Origin of the sequence: Streptomyces sp. HmicA12 (genome assembly GCF_000373565.1) — a bacterium.
Taxonomy (GTDB): domain Bacteria; phylum Actinomycetota; class Actinomycetes; order Streptomycetales; family Streptomycetaceae; genus Streptomyces.
In genome coordinates this window covers 205,381-223,832 of the sequence record NZ_KB891820.1, presented here as the reverse complement: position 1 = coordinate 223,832, position 18,452 = coordinate 205,381, and the positions used below count along the sequence as shown (strand labels likewise).

The window sequence follows — 18,452 nt, the reverse complement described above, 5'->3', positions numbered from 1 at the left end:
GCACCCGGCAACGAAACAGCACCCGGCAGACGCTCTCGAAAGGCCCACCCATGACACCCGACCGCATCGAGGGCCTCCTCCTCGGCATCGCCGCAGGAGACGCAGCCGGGTGGCCGTCGGGACGACACCGCGCGGCCCGCCTCCCCGACTGGACCCGCCGCCTCACCCGCGAGCTGGACACCTTCGCGGAGCAGAACGCGACGACGACGCTCCCCGTCCCGATCGCCCTGAACCAGCCCCCGGAGCCACTGCGCCTCGGCCCGTCCGACGACGCCGAGTGGGCCGCGTTCACGGCGCACTCCATCCTGTCGGCGCACGAGGCCGGCCTCGGCGACCTCCCGACCGACCACCGCGTCCGCTCCTCCCTCTCCCTGGCCTGGAACACCCTCGCCGACGAGATCGCGGCGGCCGCGGCCCGGGCCGACGAGATCGAGTCGGCCCAGATCCCGCTGCGCGCCCGCATCTCGGTGCGCGCGGGTCTCGGCAACCTGGCGGCGGGCCTGCGCCCTCCGGCCACCGGCCACGACAACCCGCACTACTTCGACGACGCGGCCTGCGTCCGGGCGGCGGTCCTCGCCGTCGTCCACCCGGGCAAGCCCGAAATGGCCGCCGATCTCGCCGAGTTCGACGCCCGCTACACCCAGGACGGCGACGGCGTGCACGGCGCCCGCGCGATCGCGGCGGCGGTCGCCGCGGCCCTCGGCGGCGCCGACGTGGACGCCTGCGTGGACGCGGCGCTCGCCCAGCTCCCCGAGGGCACCGAGATCCACCGCAACGCGCACAAGGCCGTCGACCTGGGCCGCGCCACGGCGGCCGCCCGCCCGGGCCTGCCCGGCAACGCCTTCGCCCTCGTGCCGGTCCTGGAGCACGAGATCGTCGACCACGTCTACAGCTACGGCATCGCGGCGGCGGAGACGGTCCCCGTGGCCCTCGCCGTGGCCACGGCCGCGGCGGGCGCGGTGACCGAGGCGGTGCCGTCCGCGGCCTGCCTGTCCCGCGTCGCGGACAGCGCGCCCGCCCTGGCCGGCGCCCTCACCGGCGCGCTCGGCGGCGCCGACGCCCTCCCGGACACCTGGCGGGACGCCTGCCGCACCCTCGCGGGCTGCGCCCTGCCCAGCCTCGCGGGCACCGACCTCATGGACCTGGCCGCACGCCTGGCCGACACCACTTCGCACCCCCACTCCCTCTCCGCAGAAGGAACTCCGGCATGAGCACCGAGACGACGGCCACCCTCACACTCGAAGACCGCACCACCGGCGCCCTGGTCGGCGCGGCCGTGGGCGACGCGCTCGGCGGCCCCGTCGAGGGCTGGACCCCGGAGGCCATCGCGGAGCGGCACGGCGGCCGGGTCCGCGGCATCGTGGAGCCGTTCTACAAGGACGACTGGAAGACGGCCCGGCCCATCGCCCCGTACCACAAGGGCGACGGGCACGTCACCGACGACACCCTCATGACGCACGCGCTGATCCGCGTCTACGAGAAGGTCCGCGACCACCTCGACGCGTACGCGGTCGCCGACCACCTGGTCCCCGACCTGATCACGACCCCCCGCTGGATCCCGGAGCTGGAGGCCGAGGCCCTCCCCCTCCAGCGCATCTTCCTCGCCGAGAAGTGGATCGTGGCGCGTATCCACTACGGCCACATCGACCCGCGCGAGGCGGGCGTCGGCAACATCGTGAACTGCGGCGCCGCGATGTACATGGCGCCGGTCGGCGCGGTCAACGCGGGCAACCCGCTGAAGGCCTACGAGGAGGCGCTCGACGTGGCGGGCGCGCACCAGAGCTCGTACGGCCGGGAGGCGGCCGGCGTGTTCGCGGCGGCCGTCGCGGCGGCGTACCGGCCGGGCGCGACGCCCGAGAGCGTCGTCGAGGACGTCCTGAAGCTCGCCAAGGACGGCACGAAGTCCGCGATCGAGGCGGTCTGCGAAGTCGCCGCCCGCTACGACGACTTCGAGGACGCGCTGAAGCCGCTGCGCGAGGCGGTCGCCCCCTTCGACACGGTCGGCCCGGAGTACCGCAAGCCGTCCCTCGGCGCCCGCCGCCCCTCCCGGCTGCACGCCATCGAGGAGCTCCCGGTGGCGCTCGGCATGCTCCTGGTCGGCCGCGGCGACTTCCGCCACACCGTGCTCGGCTCGGTCAACTACGGCCGCGACTGCGACTCGATCGCCACGATGAGCGGCGCGATCGTCGGCGCGCTGTACGGGGAGCAGGCCGTGCCCAAGGAGTGGAGCGCGGAGATCTCCCGGGCCAGCAAGCTGGACCTGCACGCCCCGGCGGCGTCGCTCGCCCAGATCACACGTGAGGTGTACGCCCGCGACCTGGAGCGCCGCCGCGCCCACGAGGCCACGTTCGCCACGATTGCGGGCCTGTGATGTTGCGTCTGACCTGGGTGCAGCCCGAGGACCTGGTCGGGCACGAGCTGCGTCAGGCGGCGCAGGACGGCCGTGACGCCGCCGCGGTCGAGCGGCGCTGGCTCGCGGCGGGCGGCCATCTGGCACCGGAGCGGGCGGGCGCGTCCGGGACTCCGGCCACACCCGAACTCCGCGCGCTCGCCGAGGAGTTGCTGGCCGAGCTGGCCGGCATGCCGTCCCCGCTCGCTGCGTCGGAACCGGCCGCGTACCGGTCCCCCGAGGCCGCCCCGGCGCCCCCCGCGCCCGGCGCCCCGGAGACGGAACTGTCCCGCCTGCACGCCGCCTGGCTCGGCCGGGCCGTCGGCTGTGTCCTGGGCAAGCCGGTCGAGAAGCTCCCGCTCACCGGCATCAGGGCGATCGCCCGCTCGACCGGCAACTGGCCGCTGACGACGTGGTTCACTGAACAGGGCCTGGACCCGGAGATCGCCGAGGCCTACCCCTGGAACCGCCGCTCCCGGCCCACCTCGCTCGCCGAGAACATCGACGGCATGCCGGAGGACGACGACCTCAACTACCCGCTGCTCGGGCTGCTGTTGCTGCAGCGCCACGGCCACGACTTCACCACGGAGAACGTGGCGCAGCTGTGGCTGGACGAGCTCCCCGCGGGCCGCACCTTCACCGCCGAACGCGTGGCGTACCGCAATCTGCTCGCGGGTCTGGAGCCGCCGCTCACGGCCACGTACCGCAATCCGTTCCGCGAGTGGATCGGCGCGCAGATCCGGGCCGACGTCTTCGGCTGGACGAACCCGGGCGACCCGGCCCGCGCGGCCGAACTGGCTTACCGGGACGCGACGTTGACCCACACGGCCAACGGCGTCTACGGCGAGATGTTCGTGGCGGCGGCGATCGCCCACGCGGCGGGCCCGGCGCCCACCACGGTCCACGACACGCTGCGCGCCGCACTCGTCCACGTCCCGCCGCACTCCCGCTACGCGCAGGCGATCCGCCTGGGTATCGAGACGGCGGCCGCCGAACCCACGAAGACCCCCGCGGGCTTCGCCGAGGTGGTGGACCTCCTGCACCACCACTACCGCGATCACCACTGGGTCCACGTCCTGCCCAACGCGGCGCTCCTCGCGGCGGCCCTCACGCACGCCGACGGCGACTTCGCGGGCTCCGTCACCCGCGTGGTGTCCGGCGGCTGGGACACCGACTCCAACGGCGCGACCGCCGGCTCGATCGCGGGTCTGCTCGCGGGACACCCGGACGCGCTCGGCGCGCGATGGACGGCCCCGCTGAAGAACCGCCTCGCCACCACGGTCGGTGGTTTCGACGGCATCGGTTTCGACGAACTGGCCCGGCTCACCCTGGAGGCCCGCGCATGACGAACCCTCACCAAGCAACCGCGAACGGCCCGTTGACGGGACTCCGGGTCCTCGACCTGGCCACCCTGTTCGCCGGCCCGATCTGCGCGACGATGCTCGGCGACTTCGGCGCCGAGGTCATCAAGATCGAGCACCCGCGCAGGCCGGACCCCTCGCGCGGCCACGGCCCGTCCAAGGACGGCGTCGGCCTGTGGTGGAAGACCCTCGGCCGCAACAAGCGGAACCTCACGCTCGACCTGTCCTCCCCCGGCGGCCGCGAGGTCCTCCTCAAACTGGCCGCCGAGTCGGACGTCATCGTCGAGAACTTCCGCCCCGGCACGCTGGAGAAGTGGAACCTCGGCTGGGACGAGCTGAGCGCCGCCAACCCGCGCCTGGTCCTGGCCCGCGTCACCGGCTTCGGCCAGTTCGGCCCGTACGCGCGCCGCCCCGGATTCGGCACGCTCGCCGAGGCCATGTCCGGCTTCGCGGCGATCACCGGCCAGCCGGACGGACCGCCGACCCTGCCGCCCTTCGGCCTCGCGGACTCCATCGCCGCGCTCGCCACCTCGTACGCGGTGATGGCGGCCCTGCGCGGCCGGGACACCACGGGCCGGGGCCAGGTCATCGACATGGCGATCATCGAGCCGATGCTGGCGATCCTCGGCCCGCAGGCCACCTGGTACGACCAGCTCGGCTACGTCCAGCCGCGCACCGGCAACCGCTCGACGAACAACGCGCCCCGCAACACGTACCGCACGAGCGACGACAAGTGGGTCGCGGTCTCCACCTCCGCCCAGTCGATCGCGGAACGCGTGATGCACCTGGTGGGCCGCCCCGAGTTCATCGACGAGGACTGGTTCGCGACCGGCGCGGGCCGGGCCGCCCACGCCGACGAGCTCGACGCGGCGGTCGGCGGCTGGATCGCCGGCCACACCCGGGACGAGGTGGTGTCGGCCTTCGAGAAGGCGGAGGCGGCCATCGCCCCGATCTACGACGTGCGCGACGTCATGGCCGACGAGCAGTACACGGCCCTGAACTCCATCACCGAACTGCCCGACCCGGACCTCGGCACGGTCAAGATGCAGAACGTGCTGTTCCGCCTCTCCGAGACGCCGGGCGCGATCCAGTGGACGGGCCGCCCGCACGGCTCGGACACGGACGAGATCCTGACCGGCCTCGGCCTCTCGGAGGCGGAAGTAGCCGACCTGCGGGAGGCTGGTGCGGTATGAGCAGCACGTACCTGACCTGGCTGTACGTTCCCGGGGACCGGCCCGACGTGGTCGCCAAGGCGCTCGGCTCGGGCGCCGACGTGGTCCTGGTCGACCTGGAGGACGCGGTCGCCCCCGACCGCAAGGCGTACGCCCTCGACGCGACCGCCGACCTCCTCGCCGACAAGCACGAGGTGCCGGTGCACGTCCGCGTCAACGCGCTGGACGGCCCGCTCGCCGAGCGGGAGGTGCGCCGTCTCGCCCCGCTCCCCGGCCTGGACGCGCTGCGCCTGCCGAAGGTGAACGGCCCGGCGGACCTGGACCGCATCGCCGATTGGGCGGCGGAAGTGCCGCCGCTGTACGCCCTGTTGGAGTCCGCGCTCGGCGTCGAGCGGGCCTACGACATCGCCTCCCACCCCGCCGTGCGCGGCATCGCCCTCGGCGAGGCGGACCTCCGCGCCGACCTGGGCGTCACCGACGCGACGGGCCTTTCCTGGGTACGCGGCCGGGCCGTGGTCGCCGCCCGCGCGGCCCAGCTGCCTCCCCCGCCCCAGTCCGTCTACCCGGACGTCCGCGACACGGCGGGCCTGGCCCGTTCCTGCGCCGAGGGCCGCGCGCTCGGCTTCCTGGGCCGCACGGCGATCCACCCGCGCCAGCTCCCGGTGATCGAGGAGGCGTTCCGCCCCACGGAGGCGGAGGTGGCGGCGGCCCGGGACATCGTCTCCGCGGCCGACCGCGATCCCGGCGCACTGGCTCTGCCGGACGGGCGGTTCGTGGACGCCGCGGTGGTGGCGGGGGCCCGGCGCACCCTGCAACTGGCTGAACGCTGACAGTTCGGCTGACGGCCGGTGGGGCTTCTCGCGCAGTTCCCCGCGCCCCTGAAGCATGCGCTTCGCGCAGCTTCCCCTGAAGCGAGCGGAGCTCGCTCTCAGGGGCGCGGGGAACTGCGCGACCAGCCCCCACCGGCCGTCAGCCGAACGACAACCGGACGTCAGCTCTTCTTGGCCCCTGCATCCTCGGACTCGGCGTCCTCGGACTGACCGGCGTCGGACTCACCGGCGTCGGATTCGGCACCCTCGGACGACGACCCGGGCTCACCCTTCTCCAGGTCAACGGCGGAGCCCTCCGCGCTGGGCTCGACAACCTCTTCACGCCCCGGCCGCACCTTGGCCGACACGACCAGATAGATCACGGCGAGCACGAAGACGAAGAGCGCGGTCCAGTTGTTGAGGCGCAGGCCCAGGATGTGGTGCGCGTCGTCGACCCGCATGTACTCGATCCAGAACCGGCCCACGCAGTACGAGGCGACGTAGAGCGCGAACGCCCGCCCGTGCCCGAGCTTGAACTTCCGGTCGGCCCAGATGACGAGCAGCGCGACGCCGATGCACCACAGCGACTCGTACAGGAACGTCGGGTGGTACGTGCCCGGGACCCGCCCGTCCGTGTCCGAGGTGATCTTCAGCGCCCACGGCACATCGGTCGCCCTGCCGTACAGCTCCTGGTTGAACCAGTTGCCCCAGCGGCCGATGGCCTGGGCGAGCGCGATACCGGGGGCGAGGGCGTCGGCCCAGGCCGGGAGCGGGATGCCACGGCGGCGGCAGCCGATCCAGGCGCCGACCGCGCCGAGCGCGATGGCGCCCCAGATACCGAGGCCGCCCTCCCAGATCTTGAAGGCGTCCACCCAGTCACGGCCCTCGCTGAAGTACAGCTCGTAGTCCGTGATCACGTGGTAGAGGCGCCCGCCGACCAGGCCGAACGGCACCGCCCAGACAGCGATGTCGGCGACCGTGCCGGCCCGCCCGCCACGGGCGATCCAGCGCCTGTTGCCGAGCCAGACGGCCACGAAGACGCCGATGATGATGCAGAACGCGTAGCCGCGCAGCGGGATCGGTCCGAGGTAGAGGACCCCGCGCGACGGGCTGGGAATGTAGGCAAGTTCCATGGCAGGGTCGACGCTACCGTGCCGGGCCGCACACGCATCGGGCAGCCCGGCAACGGCTCCATAACGGCCTACTTGGCGGCGTCCGCCACCTGCTGCTTCAGCTTGTCCGGCGTCAGCGAGTTCAGATCCAGGGTCTTGCCGTTCAGGATCACCGTCGGGGTGCCCGAGAGCTTGTCGTCCTGGAACTTCTTGTAGCTCTGCTGCACCCAGCTGTCGTGCGTGCCGTCGTTCACACACGACTTGAAGGTGTCCGTGACCAGCCCGTCGACCTTGCCGGCCAGGTCGATCAGCTTGCCGTTGCTCGCGAAGGCGTCGTCGGTCTCCTCCGGCTGGTTCTCGTACAGCACGTCGTGGTAGTCGCGGAACTTCCCGGCGTCCTGGGCGCAGCCCGCCGCGTTGGCCGCGCGCAGGGAGCCGGTGCCGCTCATGTTCGCGTCGATGAGCGTGACGAGGTGGTACTCGACCTTCAGCTGACCCGAGTCGGCCAGCTCGTGGATGGTCGAGCGGTACATGTCCTCGAAGGACTTGCACGCCGGGCAGCGGAAGTCCTCCCAGATCGTGAGGGTCGACTTGGCGCTGTCCTCTCCGACGGGGATCGCCAGCTTGTCGCTGCCGGCGGCACCCTTCGGCGCGGCGACCGGGCCGGACGACGTGTCGCTGTCGTCACCGCCGGAGTTGGCGGCGACCACGCCGATCACTGCGGCCAGGCCCAGCACGCAGACGACGGTCGCGCCCACGATCAACGTCCGGCGCCGCTTCTCAGCGGCCTTCTGCTTCTCGCGCTCCACGGCCAGTCGCTCGCGGGCGGTGCGCTTTCCCTCACGGTTCTTCTCACTCACACCCGCGCCAACGAAGCGGGGAGGCACCAGCGTGCCTCCCCGCGACGTATTCCACCCATATGGGGTACGTGACTGCGCGTTACTTCCTTACCCCTCGGGCGAGTTCACCGGCGAGCGCGCGGACCGCTTCGAGCCCGGCCTTCTCGTCCTCGGCGTCCAGCATCCGCTTCACGAACGCCGAGCCGACGATGACCCCGTCCGCGAAACCGGCGACCTCCTCGGCCTGGGTGGCGTTCGAGACGCCGAGGCCGACGCAGACCGGCAGGTCGGTGGTGGCCTTGGTGCGGCGCACCAGCTCCTGGGCCTGGTTGCCGACGGACGCGCGGGTGCCCGTGACGCCCATCAGCGAGGCCGCGTAGACGAAGCCGGAACCGGCCGCCGTGATGGTGGCCAGGCGCTCGTCCTTGCTGCTCGGCGCGACGACGAAGATGGTCGCGAGACCGTTCTTGTCCGCGTGCGCCCTCCACTCGGCCGACTCCTGCACCGGCAGGTCGGGCAGGATGCAGCCCGCGCCGCCCGCCTCGGCCAGCTCGGCGGTGAAGCGCTCGACGCCGTAGATGTAGATCGGGTTCCAGTACGTCATGACGAGCACCGGCTTGCCGGTCGCCTCGTACGCCTCGCGCACCGTGCGCATGACGTCCTTGATCTTGAGGCCGCCGCGCAGCGCGATGTCGTCGGCGGTCTGGATGACCGGACCGTCGAGCACCGGGTCGGAGTGCGGCAGGCCCACCTCGACGACGTCGGCGCCGCCGTCGAAGGCGGCCTTGATCGCCTCGATGCCGCCGTCGACCGACGGGAAGCCGGCGGGCAGGTAGGCGATGAGGGCGGCGCGGTCCTCGGCCCTGGCGGCGGCGAGGGTGTCGGACAGCAGCTGAATGTTCCCGCTCACTTGGAGTCCCCCTCGCTGGAACCGTCGTACAGGCCGAAGTAGCGGGCGGCGGTGTCCATGTCCTTGTCGCCGCGCCCGGACAGGTTGACGATGATCAGCGCGTCCTTGCCGAGCTCCTTGCCGACCTCGATCGCGCCCGCGAGGGCGTGCGCGGACTCGATGGCCGGGATGATGCCCTCGGTCTGCGACAGCAGGCGCAGCGCCTGCATCGCCCCGTCGTCGGTGACCGCGCGGTACTCGCCGCGGCCGCTGTCCTTGAGGTACGCGTGCTCGGGGCCGATGCCCGGGTAGTCCAGGCCCGCCGAGATCGAGTACGGCTCGGTGATCTGGCCCTCGTCGTCCTGGAGGACGTAGGAGCGGGAGCCGTGCAGGATGCCGGGCTCGCCCGCGGTCAGGGTCGCCGCGTGCTCGCCGGTGTCGACGCCGTGGCCGGCCGGCTCGCAGCCGATCAGGCGGACGTCGGCGTCCGGGATGAACGCGTGGAACAGGCCGATGGCGTTGGAGCCGCCGCCGACGCAGGCGATCGCGGCGTCGGGCAGCCGGCCCGCGCGCTCCAGGATCTGCCGCCGCGCCTCGACGCCGATGACGCGGTGGAAGTCGCGGACCATCGCCGGGAACGGGTGCGGTCCGGCCACCGTGCCGAAGAGGTAGTGCGTCTCGTCGACGTTGGCGACCCAGTCGCGGAACGCCTCGTTGATGGCGTCCTTGAGGGTGCGCGAGCCGGACGTGACGGCCTCGACCTCGGCGCCCAGCATGCGCATGCGGGCCACGTTGAGGGCCTGGCGCTGGGTGTCGATCTCGCCCATGTAGATCTTGCACTCGAGGCCGAGCAGCGCGCAGGCGGTGGCCGTGGCGACACCGTGCTGGCCCGCTCCGGTCTCGGCGATGACGCGGGTCTTGCCCATGCGCTTGGTGAGCAGGGCCTGGCCGAGCACGTTGTTGATCTTGTGCGAGCCGGTGTGGTTCAGGTCCTCGCGCTTGAGGAAGATCCGGGCGCCGCCGGCGTGCTCGGCGAACCGGGGCACCTCGGTGAGGGCGCTCGGGCGGCCCGTGTAGTGGACCAGGAGGTCGTCGAGCTCGCGGGCGAACTCGGGGTCGTTCTTGGCCTTGTCGTACTCGACGGCGACCTCGTCCACGGCGGCGACGAGGGCCTCCGGGATGAACTTGCCGCCGAACGCGCCGAAGTAGCCCTCGGCGCTGGGGATCTGACCGTCCGGGTCAGGAATGAAGTACTCGCTGGGCATGCGGAAACCTCACGGTGAGTCGGGTTGATGACCAATCGCCGTGGGGGCACAGGTGGTTACGCGGCCGTGAGCCGTTCGTGGTTGCTCTTGCCGTTCCCCGCGCCCCCGGAGGGGCGCTGCCATCGCATGCCGTTGACCTGACCCGGCTCGTCGCCGATCACGTACCGGACCCGCCTGCCGTGGACACGGCGTGCCGGCGCCCGGCAGCCGCGGGGGCGGCAGCCGGGTGCGAGGCGGGCGGAGATCGACATGGGTCGGGTCAGCCCCGTCCGTGGCGCAGCGCGGGGTGCGCGCCGGCGGCGACCAGGTCGGCGACGGCGGACTTCGGGTCGCGGCCGGTGACGAGGGACTCGCCGACCAGGACCGCGTCGGCGCCGGCGTTGGCGTACGCGATGAGGTCGTGCGGGCCGCGCACACCGGACTCGGCGACCTTGACGATGTGGTCCGGGATCTCGGGGGCGACGCGCTCGAAGGTGCCGCGGTCGACCGTGAGGTCCTTGAGGTTGCGGGTGTTGATGCCGATGATCTTGGCCCCGGCGTCCACCGCGCGCTCGACCTCGTCCTCGTCGTGCGCCTCGACGAGCGGCGTGAGCCCGATGGACTCGGCGCGCTCGATGAGGGACTCCAGGGCGGGCTGGTCGAGGGCGGCCACGATCAGCAGGGCGAGGTCGGCGCCGTACGCGCGGGCCTCCCACAGCTGGTACGAGGTGACGATGAAGTCCTTGCGCAGGACCGGGATGTCGACCTTGGCGCGGACCGCCTCGAGGTCGGCGAGGGAGCCGCCGAAGCGCCGCTGCTCGGTGAGGACGGAGATGACGGCGGCGCCGCCCGCCTCGTAGTCGGCGGCGAGGGCCGCCGGGTCGGCGATCATCGCGAGCGCGCCCTTGGAGGGGCTGGAGCGCTTGACCTCACAGATGACCTTGACGCCGTCACCGCGCAGCGCGGCGACACCGTCCTTGGCCGCGGGGGCCTTCGCCGCGCGCTCCTTGAGCTCGTCGAGGCTGACGCGCGCCTGCCGTTCCGCGAGGTCGGCACGGACTCCGTCGATGATCTCGTCGAGCACACTCACGCGAGCGGACCCCCTTCTGACAGTTCACTGGGCAACCTGCTGGTCACTCAAATGGTATCCGGAGCCGGGCTGAGGCTCCGCATCCGGTTGACGCTGATCCCACTACCTGGACACTTACGGCCGATCAAGGGTGGAGGAAGCCACCGAAGGACAGGTTCCGGACAACCGTGAAGGCGAGCACCACCACGCCCAGCGCCCAGAGGTGGACGCGGCCGAGGCGCAGGCCGAACGGGCTGCCGCGCCTGCCCCGCGCCGCCCGTACGACCCACACGGTCCAGCCCACCGCGAAGAGCGCGTAGGCGGCGACCGCCAGGGCGTTCGCGCCGAGCGCGGCCGTGACGTCGCCGTGCGCGATCGCGTGGGCACTGCGCAGTCCGCCGCAGCCGGGGCAGTAGATCCCGGCGACCTGGAGGAGCGGGCAGGCCGGGTAGTGGCCCGGCTGATTGGGGTCGACGGCACCGACGTAGGCGAAGGCCGCGACGACGCCACCGAGGAGGCCCAGCGGCACGGCGGTGCGGCGCAGCAGGCCTGGGGTGGCGGCGGTGCGGGCGGGCGCGGTGTCGGTCGTCTCGACGGTCACCCGTGAATTCTGCCCCGGAGGCCCGGGTTCCGCCCGCCGGAACGCGCGAGGGGCGGGGCCGCGACACTTTTCGCGGCCCCGCCCCTACGCACGTACGAGGATCAGGCCTCCGAGGTGGAGGGGCTCAGCTTCAGCTCGGCGCGCCGCGGCTTGCCCATGCCGGCCAGGTGCATCGCGCCGCCGACGACGGGGGCGACGACGAGCAGGCCGATGCCGATCCAGAAGCCGGGGATGTTGACGATCACCATGGCGCCGCCCGCGACGATGAAACCGATGAAGGCGATGATGACACCGGTCCAGGCGGCCGGGGTGTGTCCGTGGCTGCTGTCCGCCATGGCTTGCTCCTCGTTGCGTATCGCTCGCTGCTGAAACAGCGCGTTGCTAAGAGTGGTTACGGTTCATTGTCCCGTACCGGCGCGTCGGCCCGGCACGCGGGGTCAGGCCCCGGTAGGGTCCTCGCCGCGGTCGAGCGCCTTCCACAGGTCCTCGGGGCGGTCCGGGTCGATGGGCTTGGCCTTACGGGGCCGGGGGGCGCCCGAGCGCTCGTAGCGGCCGCCCATCGAGGGCCAGGCCGCGCCGTAGATCACGGCGAGGATCCCGGCGATCAGGATGAGGGCGCCGCCCGCCGCCGCGACGTAGGGCCAGGCGGTGTGGGACAGCGCGTCGATGGTGGTCGCGGCGTCGCCGGAGGCCTGGGCCGCCTTGTCGTCGAGGGCGGAGCTGTCGTCCGCGCCGAGGACGGCGGCGGCCACGGCGCCCGCTCCGGAGAGCGCGAGCAGGGCCGCGACCAGGATGCGGCCCGCCTTGCGGACGGCGAACACGGCGACGAGCGCGGCGAGGCCCACCACGGCCAGGGCGGCCGGTACGCCCGTCACGTCGCTGCCCTTGGCGGACAGCGGCAGTTCGCCGCCCGCGACGGCGGCGACGCCCGAGCACCATTCCTGGCGGGAGGCGAGCAGCGCGACCGCGGCGCCGACCGCCCCGAAGAGCAGCGCGATGCCCAGGCTGCGCCGGCTGCGCCTGGCGGCTTCGGCGGTCTCGCCGGACTCGGCGGACTCGGTACGGGGGTGCGGTACGGCAGTCACGTACTCCACTATCACCCCTCTGTACAGGTCCGTGTGCCCCGGGGGCGCGAGGCGTGCGTCACTTCACACGGCGTCGCGTCACCCGAGCCGGTTCGCGGTGTGGACGGCGCGCAGCACGGCGGCGGCCTTGTTGCGGCACTCGGTGTCCTCGGCGACCGGGTCGGAGTCGGCGACGACACCCGCGCCCGCCTGCACGTACGCGGTGCCGTCGCGCAGCAGGGCGGTGCGGATGGCGATCGCGGTGTCGGAGTCGCCGGCGAAGTCGAGGTAGCCGACGCAGCCGCCGTACAGACCGCGCCGGGACGGCTCCAGCTCGTCGATGATCTGCATCGCGCGCGGCTTGGGGGCACCGGAGAGGGTGCCCGCCGGGAAGCAGGCGGTGAGCACGTCGTAGGCGGAGCGCCCCTCGGCCACCTGTCCGGTCACGGTGGACACGATGTGCATGACGTGCGAGTACCGCTCGATGGACATGAAGTCGACGACCTCGACGGAACCGGGTTCGCAGACCCGGCCCAGGTCGTTGCGGCCGAGGTCGACGAGCATGAGGTGCTCGGCGCGCTCCTTGGGGTCGGCGATCAGTTCGTCGGCGTACGCCTGGTCGGCCTGCGGGGTCGCGCCGCGCGGGCGGGTGCCGGCGATGGGGTGGACCATGGCGCGGCCGTCCTCGACCTTGACGAGGGCCTCCGGGGACGAGCCGACCACGTCGAAGCCGTCGAACCGGAACAGGTACATGTACGGGGACGGGTTGGTCGCCCGCAGGACGCGGTAGACGTCCAACGCGCTTGCCGTGCAAGGGGTTTCGAAGCGCTGGGAGGGCACGACCTGGAAGGCCTCGCCCGCGCGGATGCGCTCCTTGATGTCCTCGACGGCTTCCTGGTACTGCTCGCCGCCCCACAGCGCGGTGAACTCGGGGAGCTCGGACGGCGGCAGCGCGGCGGGGGCGGAGTCGACCGCCTTGCCGAGGTCGGCCTCCATGGCGTCGAGCCGGGCGACGGCGTCGGCGTAGGCCTCGTCGACGCCCGTCTCCAGGTCGTTGTGGTTGATCGCGTTGGCGATCAGCAGGACCGAGCCGTCCCAGTGGTCGAGGACGGCGAGGTCGCTGGTGAGCAGCATCGTCAGCTCGGGCAGTTTCAGGTCGTCGCGCTCGCCGGGGCCGACCTTCTCCAGGCGGCGCACGATGTCGTAGCCGAGGTAGCCGACCATGCCGCCGGTGAACGGGGGCAGGCCCTCGTAGCGCGGGGTGTGCAGCGTCTCGACGGTGGCACGCAGCGCCGCGAGGGGGTCGCCGTCGACGGGGACGCCGACCGGCGGGGCGCCCAGCCAGTGCGCCTGTCCGTCGCGCTCGGTGAGCGTACCGGCCGAGCGGACGCCGACGAACGAATAGCGGGACCACAAGAACCCGGCGCGGCCGTTCTCCGCGGACTCCAGGAGGAACGTGCCGGGCCGTTCGGCGGCGAGCTTGCGGTACAGGCCGACGGGGGTGTCGCCGTCCGCGAGGAGCTTGCGGCTGACGGGGATCACTCGGCGGTCGGTCGCCAGCTTGCGGAAGGTCTCGAGATCCATGGCGGCCGACCCTACTGCTTCACGGGGAAGACGTCGGCGTCGAAGCAGGTCCGGGCGCCGGTGTGGCAGGCGGCGCCGACCTGGTCGACCTTGACGAGCACGGTGTCGGCGTCGCAGTCGAGCGCGACGGACTTCACGTGCTGGAAGTGGCCGGAGGTGTCGCCCTTGACCCAGTACTCCTGGCGGCTGCGCGACCAGTAGGTGCAGCGGCCGGTGGTCAGGGTGCGGTGCAGCGCCTCGTCGTCCATCCAGCCGAGCATCAGCACCTCGCCGGTGTCGTACTGCTGGGCGATGGCGGGGACCAGGCCGTCGGCGCTGCGCTTGAGGCGGGCGGCGATGGCCGGGTCGAGGTCGCTGGAGGGGGTTGCGCTGGTCATACGTGCCATTGTGCCGCGCCACTCGGGTCACTCCGGTCCGCGTCCACTGTCCGGACTGCCGGGGGCGGTCGTAGGCTGGCGGCCATGTCGACCCATGCCAAGCGTGAACGACTTCTTCTCGCGGACCTCCTGGAGGCGGCGGGCCCGCAGGCCCCCACTCTGTGCGAGGGCTGGACCACCCGCGATCTCGCGGCCCATGTGGTGGTGCGTGAGCGCCGCCCCGACGCGGCGGGCGGGCTCGTCATCAAGCAGCTCGCCTCCCGCCTGGACCGGGTGCAGGCGGAGTTCGCGGAGAAGCCGTACGAGGAGCTCATCCAGCTGATCAGGACCGGCCCGCCGCGGTTCTCGCCGTTCTCGTTGAAGCAGGTCGACGAGGCGTCGAACGCGGTGGAGTTCTACGTCCACACCGAGGACGTGCGCCGTGCGCAGCCCGACTGGTCGCCGCGGGAGCTCGACCCGGTCTTCTCGGACGCGCTGTGGTCGCGTCTCGAGCGGATGGCCCGGGTGATGGGCCGCAAGGCGCCGGTGGGCCTGGTCCTGCGCCGGCCCGACGGGCAGACCGCGGTGGCCCACAAGGGGACTCCGGTGGTCACGGTCACCGGCGAGCCGGCCGAGCTGCTGATGTTCGCGTTCGGCCGGCAGGACGCGGCGAACGTGGAGCTGGAGGGCGACAAGGCGGCGATCGAGCGGCTCAGTGAGACGAAGGCGCTCGGGCTGTAACGACCTTCACGGGTACGGGAGTTGTGGACGCGGCCGGGGCCCGGCGCGTCCACAGCAGGGCCCCCGCCGCGAGCCCGACCACGCCGGGCAGCCAGGCCGTCGCGCCGGGCGGCAGGGCGCCCGCGATCAACCCGCCGGTGGCACCGGCCAGTTGCAGGGCGAGTGACTGGACGGACAGGGTCGTGGCGCGGCCCGCGCTGTCGGTGCGGCGGTGCAGGAACTCGTTGACGCTGGGGCCTGCCGCGCCGATCCCCACGTAGATGAGCAGGTAGCCGAGGGCGGCCAGGACGGCCAGGTCCGTCGCCGCGGTGACGCAGAGCAGTACCGCGCCGAGCACCGCGGTCAACTCGCCTGCGAGGATGGCCCGTTCCCCGCTCTTGGCGAGGCGGGCGGCCAGGGGCGCGAGCCGGTTGCCGAAGGCGGTGCCGAAGAATCCGGCGCAGGACAGGACCGCGTAGAGGACCGCGCCGTCGGCGGCGGTTCCGCTGAGGTCGGCGGCGCGGCCGGGGGTGAGCAGTTCCACGACGCCGAGGGCGCTGCCGGTGGCGGCGGCGGTCAGCACCACGCGGCGGACGAGGCCGTCGCGGACGCTGAGCCTGATGCCGGCCGCGACGGTGCCGGGGATCCCGGTGAGGACGCCGCGCAGGGTGGCGGGCGGGCGCGGCGGTTCGGGCAGGGCGAGCAGGACGTAGCCGACGTAGAACGCGCTGACGACGGCGCCCGCGAGGAGCGGCAGCGCGAGCACCGGCACGCCGAGGGCCGCCTCGCCGTACCCGGCTCGGTCGAGCAGCCACGGGCCGAGCCCGCCGCACAGGGTGCCGACGGCGAGTGCCACGGCACCGGCGGCGCCGCCGCGGGCGAGGCCGGGGCGCAGTTCCGCGTCCGGTCCTTCGTGGGCGTGCACGGTGTCGACGTACCAGGCCTCCGCCGGGCCGCTGTTGAGGGCGCGGGCCGCGCCCTTGAGCACCATGGCCAGGGCGAAGACCCACACGGCGGTGCCGAACGCGGTCAGCGCGAGGGCGGCGACGGTCAGCACTCCGGAGGCGGCGAGGACGGCGCGGCGGCCGAGGACGTCGGAGAGTCCGCCGGTGGGCAGTTCGAGGGCCGCGGCCGTCAGGGAGTGCACGGCGAACAGGGCGGCGATCGTCGCGAGGGACACCCCGCGCTCGGTCAGCAGCAGCACCTGGACGGGTATGTAGAAGCCGGCCGGCAGCCAGAACAGGAACGAGACGGCGCAGTACCGTCTGCGTGCGGCGAGCGGGTCGAGGGTCACCGCGCTCACCCCCGGACCGGGAACGCGTACAGGTGCAGGGCGACGGTCTCGCGGTCCTCGGCGTCGCCCGCCGGGTCGGCGGCCTTGCCGTGTTCCACGTAGCGCAGGACGGTGGCGTGCAGTTCGGCGCTGAGTTCCTTGAGTTCGGCGGGGGTCAGGCGGGCGATGAAGTCGGAGGCGTCGTGGGCGTCCTGCCACTCCTCGCGCCAGCCGGGGCGCTGTTCCAGGAACTGGTGGTAGCGGTCGCGGCGCTCGTTGTCGATGACGCGTGAGAGCGAGGCGTGGGCGGCGGCGCCCTCCGGGGAGCCGCGGAAGTCGGCGCTGTCGAACCGCAGCGCCTCCTGGGCCGCCTGCCACCAGCGCTCCCGGCCGTCGCCGGCCTGCTCGGCCGGTTCGATGAGGCCGTGCTCGGCGAGTTTGCGCAGGTGGTAGCTGACCAGCGAGACGGCCGTGCCGTCGTCCAGGTCGTCCACCAGTTGGGATGCGGTGGCGGTACCGCGCAGCTTGAGGGCTCCGTAGAGCCGCATGCGCAGGGGGTGGCCGAAGGCCTTGAGGGTGGCGACGTCGGTGATCCGGCGTGACTCGGTCATGCTCCGACCATAGGTACGCAGGGAAAGTTGCGCAATATTTGTTGCGCAACTTTTCCTGCGTACTTTCTCGCGTACTTTCTCGGGGTGCGCCGGGTCAGCTCTGCCGCATCCGGTGCGCGCTCAGGGCGAGGCCGAGCTCCACGAGGTTGCTGGGGCGGGCCAGGCTCCGGCCGGTCAGCTGCTCGCAGCGGCGCAGCCGGTTCAGCACGGTGTTGCGGTGGCAGTAGAGGCGGGCCGCCGCCCGCTGCGCCGAGCCGTCGCAGTCCAGCCAGACCGTGAGGGTGTCGAGCAGGAGGTCGCGGTCGGTCGGGGGCAGGGCGAGCAGCGGACCGAGCACCCGATCGGCGAGGAGGCGGCCGAGCGCGGGCGCGGCGGCGACGAGGGCGGCGGGCAGATCGTCGTCGAGCAGGACGGTGCCGCCGGCGACGGGGCAGATCCGCAGGGCGGTCTCGGCGAGGCGCCGGGCCGCCCCGACCGCGGCGAGCCCGTCGACGGCGGGGCTGATACCGACCCGCACACCTCTCGTACGGTCCGTCAGTTCGCGGTAGGAAGCGGCCAGTTGGGCCGGTTCACGGTCCCCGAGGGCGACGATGGCCCGCTCCACGTCGGGCCCCGGCTGCCAGACCGCCCGCAGCGCGCCCGGCACCGGCTGCCGGACCCCGCGGCCGCCCGCCACCAGGACGACCGCGTACCGCCCCCGCTCGGGCAGTTCCAGCTCGGCGGCCGCGTCGGGCAGGTCGGCGATGCGGGTGGCGCCGTCGAGGAGGGCCGCGGCCATCAGGCGGCGCCGGTTCTCGCGCCGCCAGGTCAGTTCGCGTTCGGCCTGCCGGTAGGCGTCGGCCACGCGGGTGCAGTGCTCGTCGACGAAGCTCCACACGTCGGCGGCGAGATGGACCAGGAGGTGGGCGTCCTCGGGGTGCCGGGTCGTGACCTCGTCGACCAGCGCCTGCCAGATCAGGGCGCCACCGAGCCGGAAGGCGTGCAGCACGGCGTCGAGCGGGAGGCCCCGGGCCGCGCGTTCGGCGCCGATCCGGGCCGAGCAGGCCCGGGCGGCGGCGCGCGAGCGGGCCGGGTCGAGCAGCGAACCGACGCTGTGCCGCAGGGAGCGCTGGATCTCCTGGCGTACGTCGGCGGGGTCGGCCTCGATCGCGGCGCGGTAGGCCGGTTCCCGTTCCGCGAGTTCGGCCATCAGCCGCTCGGCGAGCAGGGGCAGCCGTCCCATGAGCGGGAGCGCCGCGGTGCGCAGCACGGCGACGGCGGCGGGCCCCGCGGGGGCGTCGGCGACCTGGGGGCGGGGGCGTGCGTGTACGAGGTGCGCGGGCATCGGTCCTCCACGGTTCGGCTCGCGCCGGGGCGCGA

The 18,452-nt window shown here is 73.1% G+C and carries 20 protein-coding genes; 6 read left to right on the top strand and 14 right to left on the bottom strand.

The window, feature by feature from the left end:
- Positions 1 to 50: 50 nt before the first annotated feature.
- From B072_RS0127345 to B072_RS0127325, 5 genes are read left to right on the top strand one after another with little or no spacing between them, the layout of a single operon-like run.
- Positions 51 to 1,211 (top strand): ADP-ribosylglycohydrolase family protein, encoded by a 1,161-nt coding sequence (locus tag B072_RS0127345; RefSeq protein WP_018533142.1) that lies wholly within the window; start codon positions 51 to 53, stop codon positions 1,209 to 1,211.
- Positions 1,208 to 2,371, top strand: coding sequence for an ADP-ribosylglycohydrolase family protein (locus tag B072_RS0127340; protein ID WP_018533141.1), 1,164 nt, complete (start codon positions 1,208 to 1,210; stop codon positions 2,369 to 2,371). Before B072_RS0127345 ends, B072_RS0127340 begins: the two co-directional genes overlap by 4 nt.
- Positions 2,371 to 3,735 (top strand): ADP-ribosylglycohydrolase family protein, encoded by a 1,365-nt coding sequence (locus B072_RS0127335; protein ID WP_018533140.1) that lies wholly within the window; start codon positions 2,371 to 2,373, stop codon positions 3,733 to 3,735. The genes B072_RS0127340 and B072_RS0127335 overlap by 1 nt, the downstream gene beginning before the upstream one ends.
- On the top strand, positions 3,732 to 4,943 hold the full coding sequence (locus B072_RS0127330; RefSeq protein ID WP_018533139.1) for a CaiB/BaiF CoA transferase family protein: 1,212 nt from the start codon (positions 3,732 to 3,734) through the stop codon (positions 4,941 to 4,943). The genes B072_RS0127335 and B072_RS0127330 overlap by 4 nt, the downstream gene beginning before the upstream one ends.
- Positions 4,940 to 5,752 carry an HpcH/HpaI aldolase/citrate lyase family protein gene (locus tag B072_RS0127325; RefSeq protein ID WP_018533138.1) on the top strand — a complete coding sequence of 271 codons (813 nt, stop codon included), beginning with the start codon at positions 4,940 to 4,942 and terminating at the stop codon, positions 5,750 to 5,752. The genes B072_RS0127330 and B072_RS0127325 overlap by 4 nt, the downstream gene beginning before the upstream one ends.
- A 161-nt stretch (positions 5,753 to 5,913) precedes the next feature.
- On the opposite strand, the gene lgt is transcribed toward B072_RS0127325, so the two are convergent.
- From lgt to hisI, 11 genes are all read right to left on the bottom strand, one after another.
- Positions 5,914 to 6,864, bottom strand: a complete 951-nt coding sequence (gene lgt / locus B072_RS0127320; RefSeq protein ID WP_018533137.1) for a prolipoprotein diacylglyceryl transferase — start codon at positions 6,862 to 6,864, stop codon at positions 5,914 to 5,916.
- A 68-nt stretch (positions 6,865 to 6,932) separates the two neighbouring features.
- Positions 6,933 to 7,703, bottom strand: coding sequence for a DsbA family protein (locus B072_RS0127315; protein WP_018533136.1), 771 nt, complete (start codon positions 7,701 to 7,703; stop codon positions 6,933 to 6,935).
- Between the two features lie 79 nt (positions 7,704 to 7,782).
- Positions 7,783 to 8,592: a tryptophan synthase subunit alpha gene (gene trpA / locus B072_RS0127310; RefSeq protein WP_018533135.1), complete on the bottom strand. Its 810-nt coding sequence runs from the start codon at positions 8,590 to 8,592 to the stop codon at positions 7,783 to 7,785.
- Positions 8,589 to 9,836 (bottom strand): tryptophan synthase subunit beta, encoded by a 1,248-nt coding sequence (trpB, locus tag B072_RS0127305; RefSeq protein ID WP_018533134.1) that lies wholly within the window; start codon positions 9,834 to 9,836, stop codon positions 8,589 to 8,591. The genes trpA and trpB overlap by 4 nt, the downstream gene beginning before the upstream one ends.
- A gap of 56 nt (positions 9,837 to 9,892) precedes the next feature.
- Positions 9,893 to 10,087, bottom strand: a complete 195-nt coding sequence (gene trpM / locus B072_RS45735; protein ID WP_018533133.1) for a tryptophan biosynthesis modulator TrpM — start codon at positions 10,085 to 10,087, stop codon at positions 9,893 to 9,895.
- A gap of 8 nt (positions 10,088 to 10,095) precedes the next feature.
- The gene (trpC, locus tag B072_RS0127295) at positions 10,096 to 10,905 is read right to left on the bottom strand and encodes an indole-3-glycerol phosphate synthase TrpC (RefSeq protein ID WP_018533132.1); all 810 of its coding nucleotides are present in this window, start codon (positions 10,903 to 10,905) and stop codon (positions 10,096 to 10,098) included.
- A 124-nt stretch (positions 10,906 to 11,029) separates the two neighbouring features.
- Positions 11,030 to 11,485 carry a DUF2752 domain-containing protein gene (locus tag B072_RS0127290; protein ID WP_018533131.1) on the bottom strand — a complete coding sequence of 152 codons (456 nt, stop codon included), beginning with the start codon at positions 11,483 to 11,485 and terminating at the stop codon, positions 11,030 to 11,032.
- A 101-nt stretch (positions 11,486 to 11,586) separates the two neighbouring features.
- Positions 11,587 to 11,820: an HGxxPAAW family protein gene (locus B072_RS0127285; protein ID WP_018533130.1), complete on the bottom strand. Its 234-nt coding sequence runs from the start codon at positions 11,818 to 11,820 to the stop codon at positions 11,587 to 11,589.
- Positions 11,821 to 11,922: 102 nt separating this feature from the next.
- Positions 11,923 to 12,579 carry a TIGR02234 family membrane protein gene (locus tag B072_RS0127280; RefSeq protein ID WP_018533129.1) on the bottom strand — a complete coding sequence of 219 codons (657 nt, stop codon included), beginning with the start codon at positions 12,577 to 12,579 and terminating at the stop codon, positions 11,923 to 11,925.
- Between the two features lie 69 nt (positions 12,580 to 12,648).
- Entirely contained in the window at positions 12,649 to 14,133 is a 1,485-nt protein-coding gene (locus B072_RS0127275; RefSeq protein ID WP_018533128.1) for an anthranilate synthase component I, read from the bottom strand.
- An 11-nt stretch (positions 14,134 to 14,144) separates the two neighbouring features.
- Entirely contained in the window at positions 14,145 to 14,519 is a 375-nt protein-coding gene (gene hisI / locus B072_RS0127270) for a phosphoribosyl-AMP cyclohydrolase (protein WP_420707579.1), read from the bottom strand.
- Positions 14,520 to 14,594: 75 nt separating this feature from the next.
- On the opposite strand from hisI, the gene B072_RS0127265 reads away from it, so the two are divergent.
- A complete protein-coding gene (locus B072_RS0127265; RefSeq protein ID WP_018533126.1) occupies positions 14,595 to 15,230 on the top strand; it encodes a TIGR03085 family metal-binding protein in 636 nt (211 codons plus the stop codon).
- Here B072_RS0127265 and B072_RS44195 read toward each other — a convergent pair.
- The 3 genes from B072_RS44195 to B072_RS0127250 form a co-directional block, all read right to left on the bottom strand.
- Positions 15,202 to 16,503 carry an MFS transporter gene (locus B072_RS44195; RefSeq protein WP_018533125.1) on the bottom strand — a complete coding sequence of 434 codons (1,302 nt, stop codon included), beginning with the start codon at positions 16,501 to 16,503 and terminating at the stop codon, positions 15,202 to 15,204. The two genes, B072_RS0127265 and B072_RS44195, sit on opposite strands and share 29 nt — an antisense overlap.
- Positions 16,504 to 16,508: 5 nt before the next feature.
- Positions 16,509 to 17,093 carry an ArsR/SmtB family transcription factor gene (locus B072_RS0127255; RefSeq protein WP_018533124.1) on the bottom strand — a complete coding sequence of 195 codons (585 nt, stop codon included), beginning with the start codon at positions 17,091 to 17,093 and terminating at the stop codon, positions 16,509 to 16,511.
- 94 nt (positions 17,094 to 17,187) lie between these two features.
- On the bottom strand, positions 17,188 to 18,417 hold the full coding sequence (locus B072_RS0127250; protein ID WP_018533123.1) for a PucR family transcriptional regulator: 1,230 nt from the start codon (positions 18,415 to 18,417) through the stop codon (positions 17,188 to 17,190).
- Between the last annotated feature and the right edge of the window lie 35 nt (positions 18,418 to 18,452).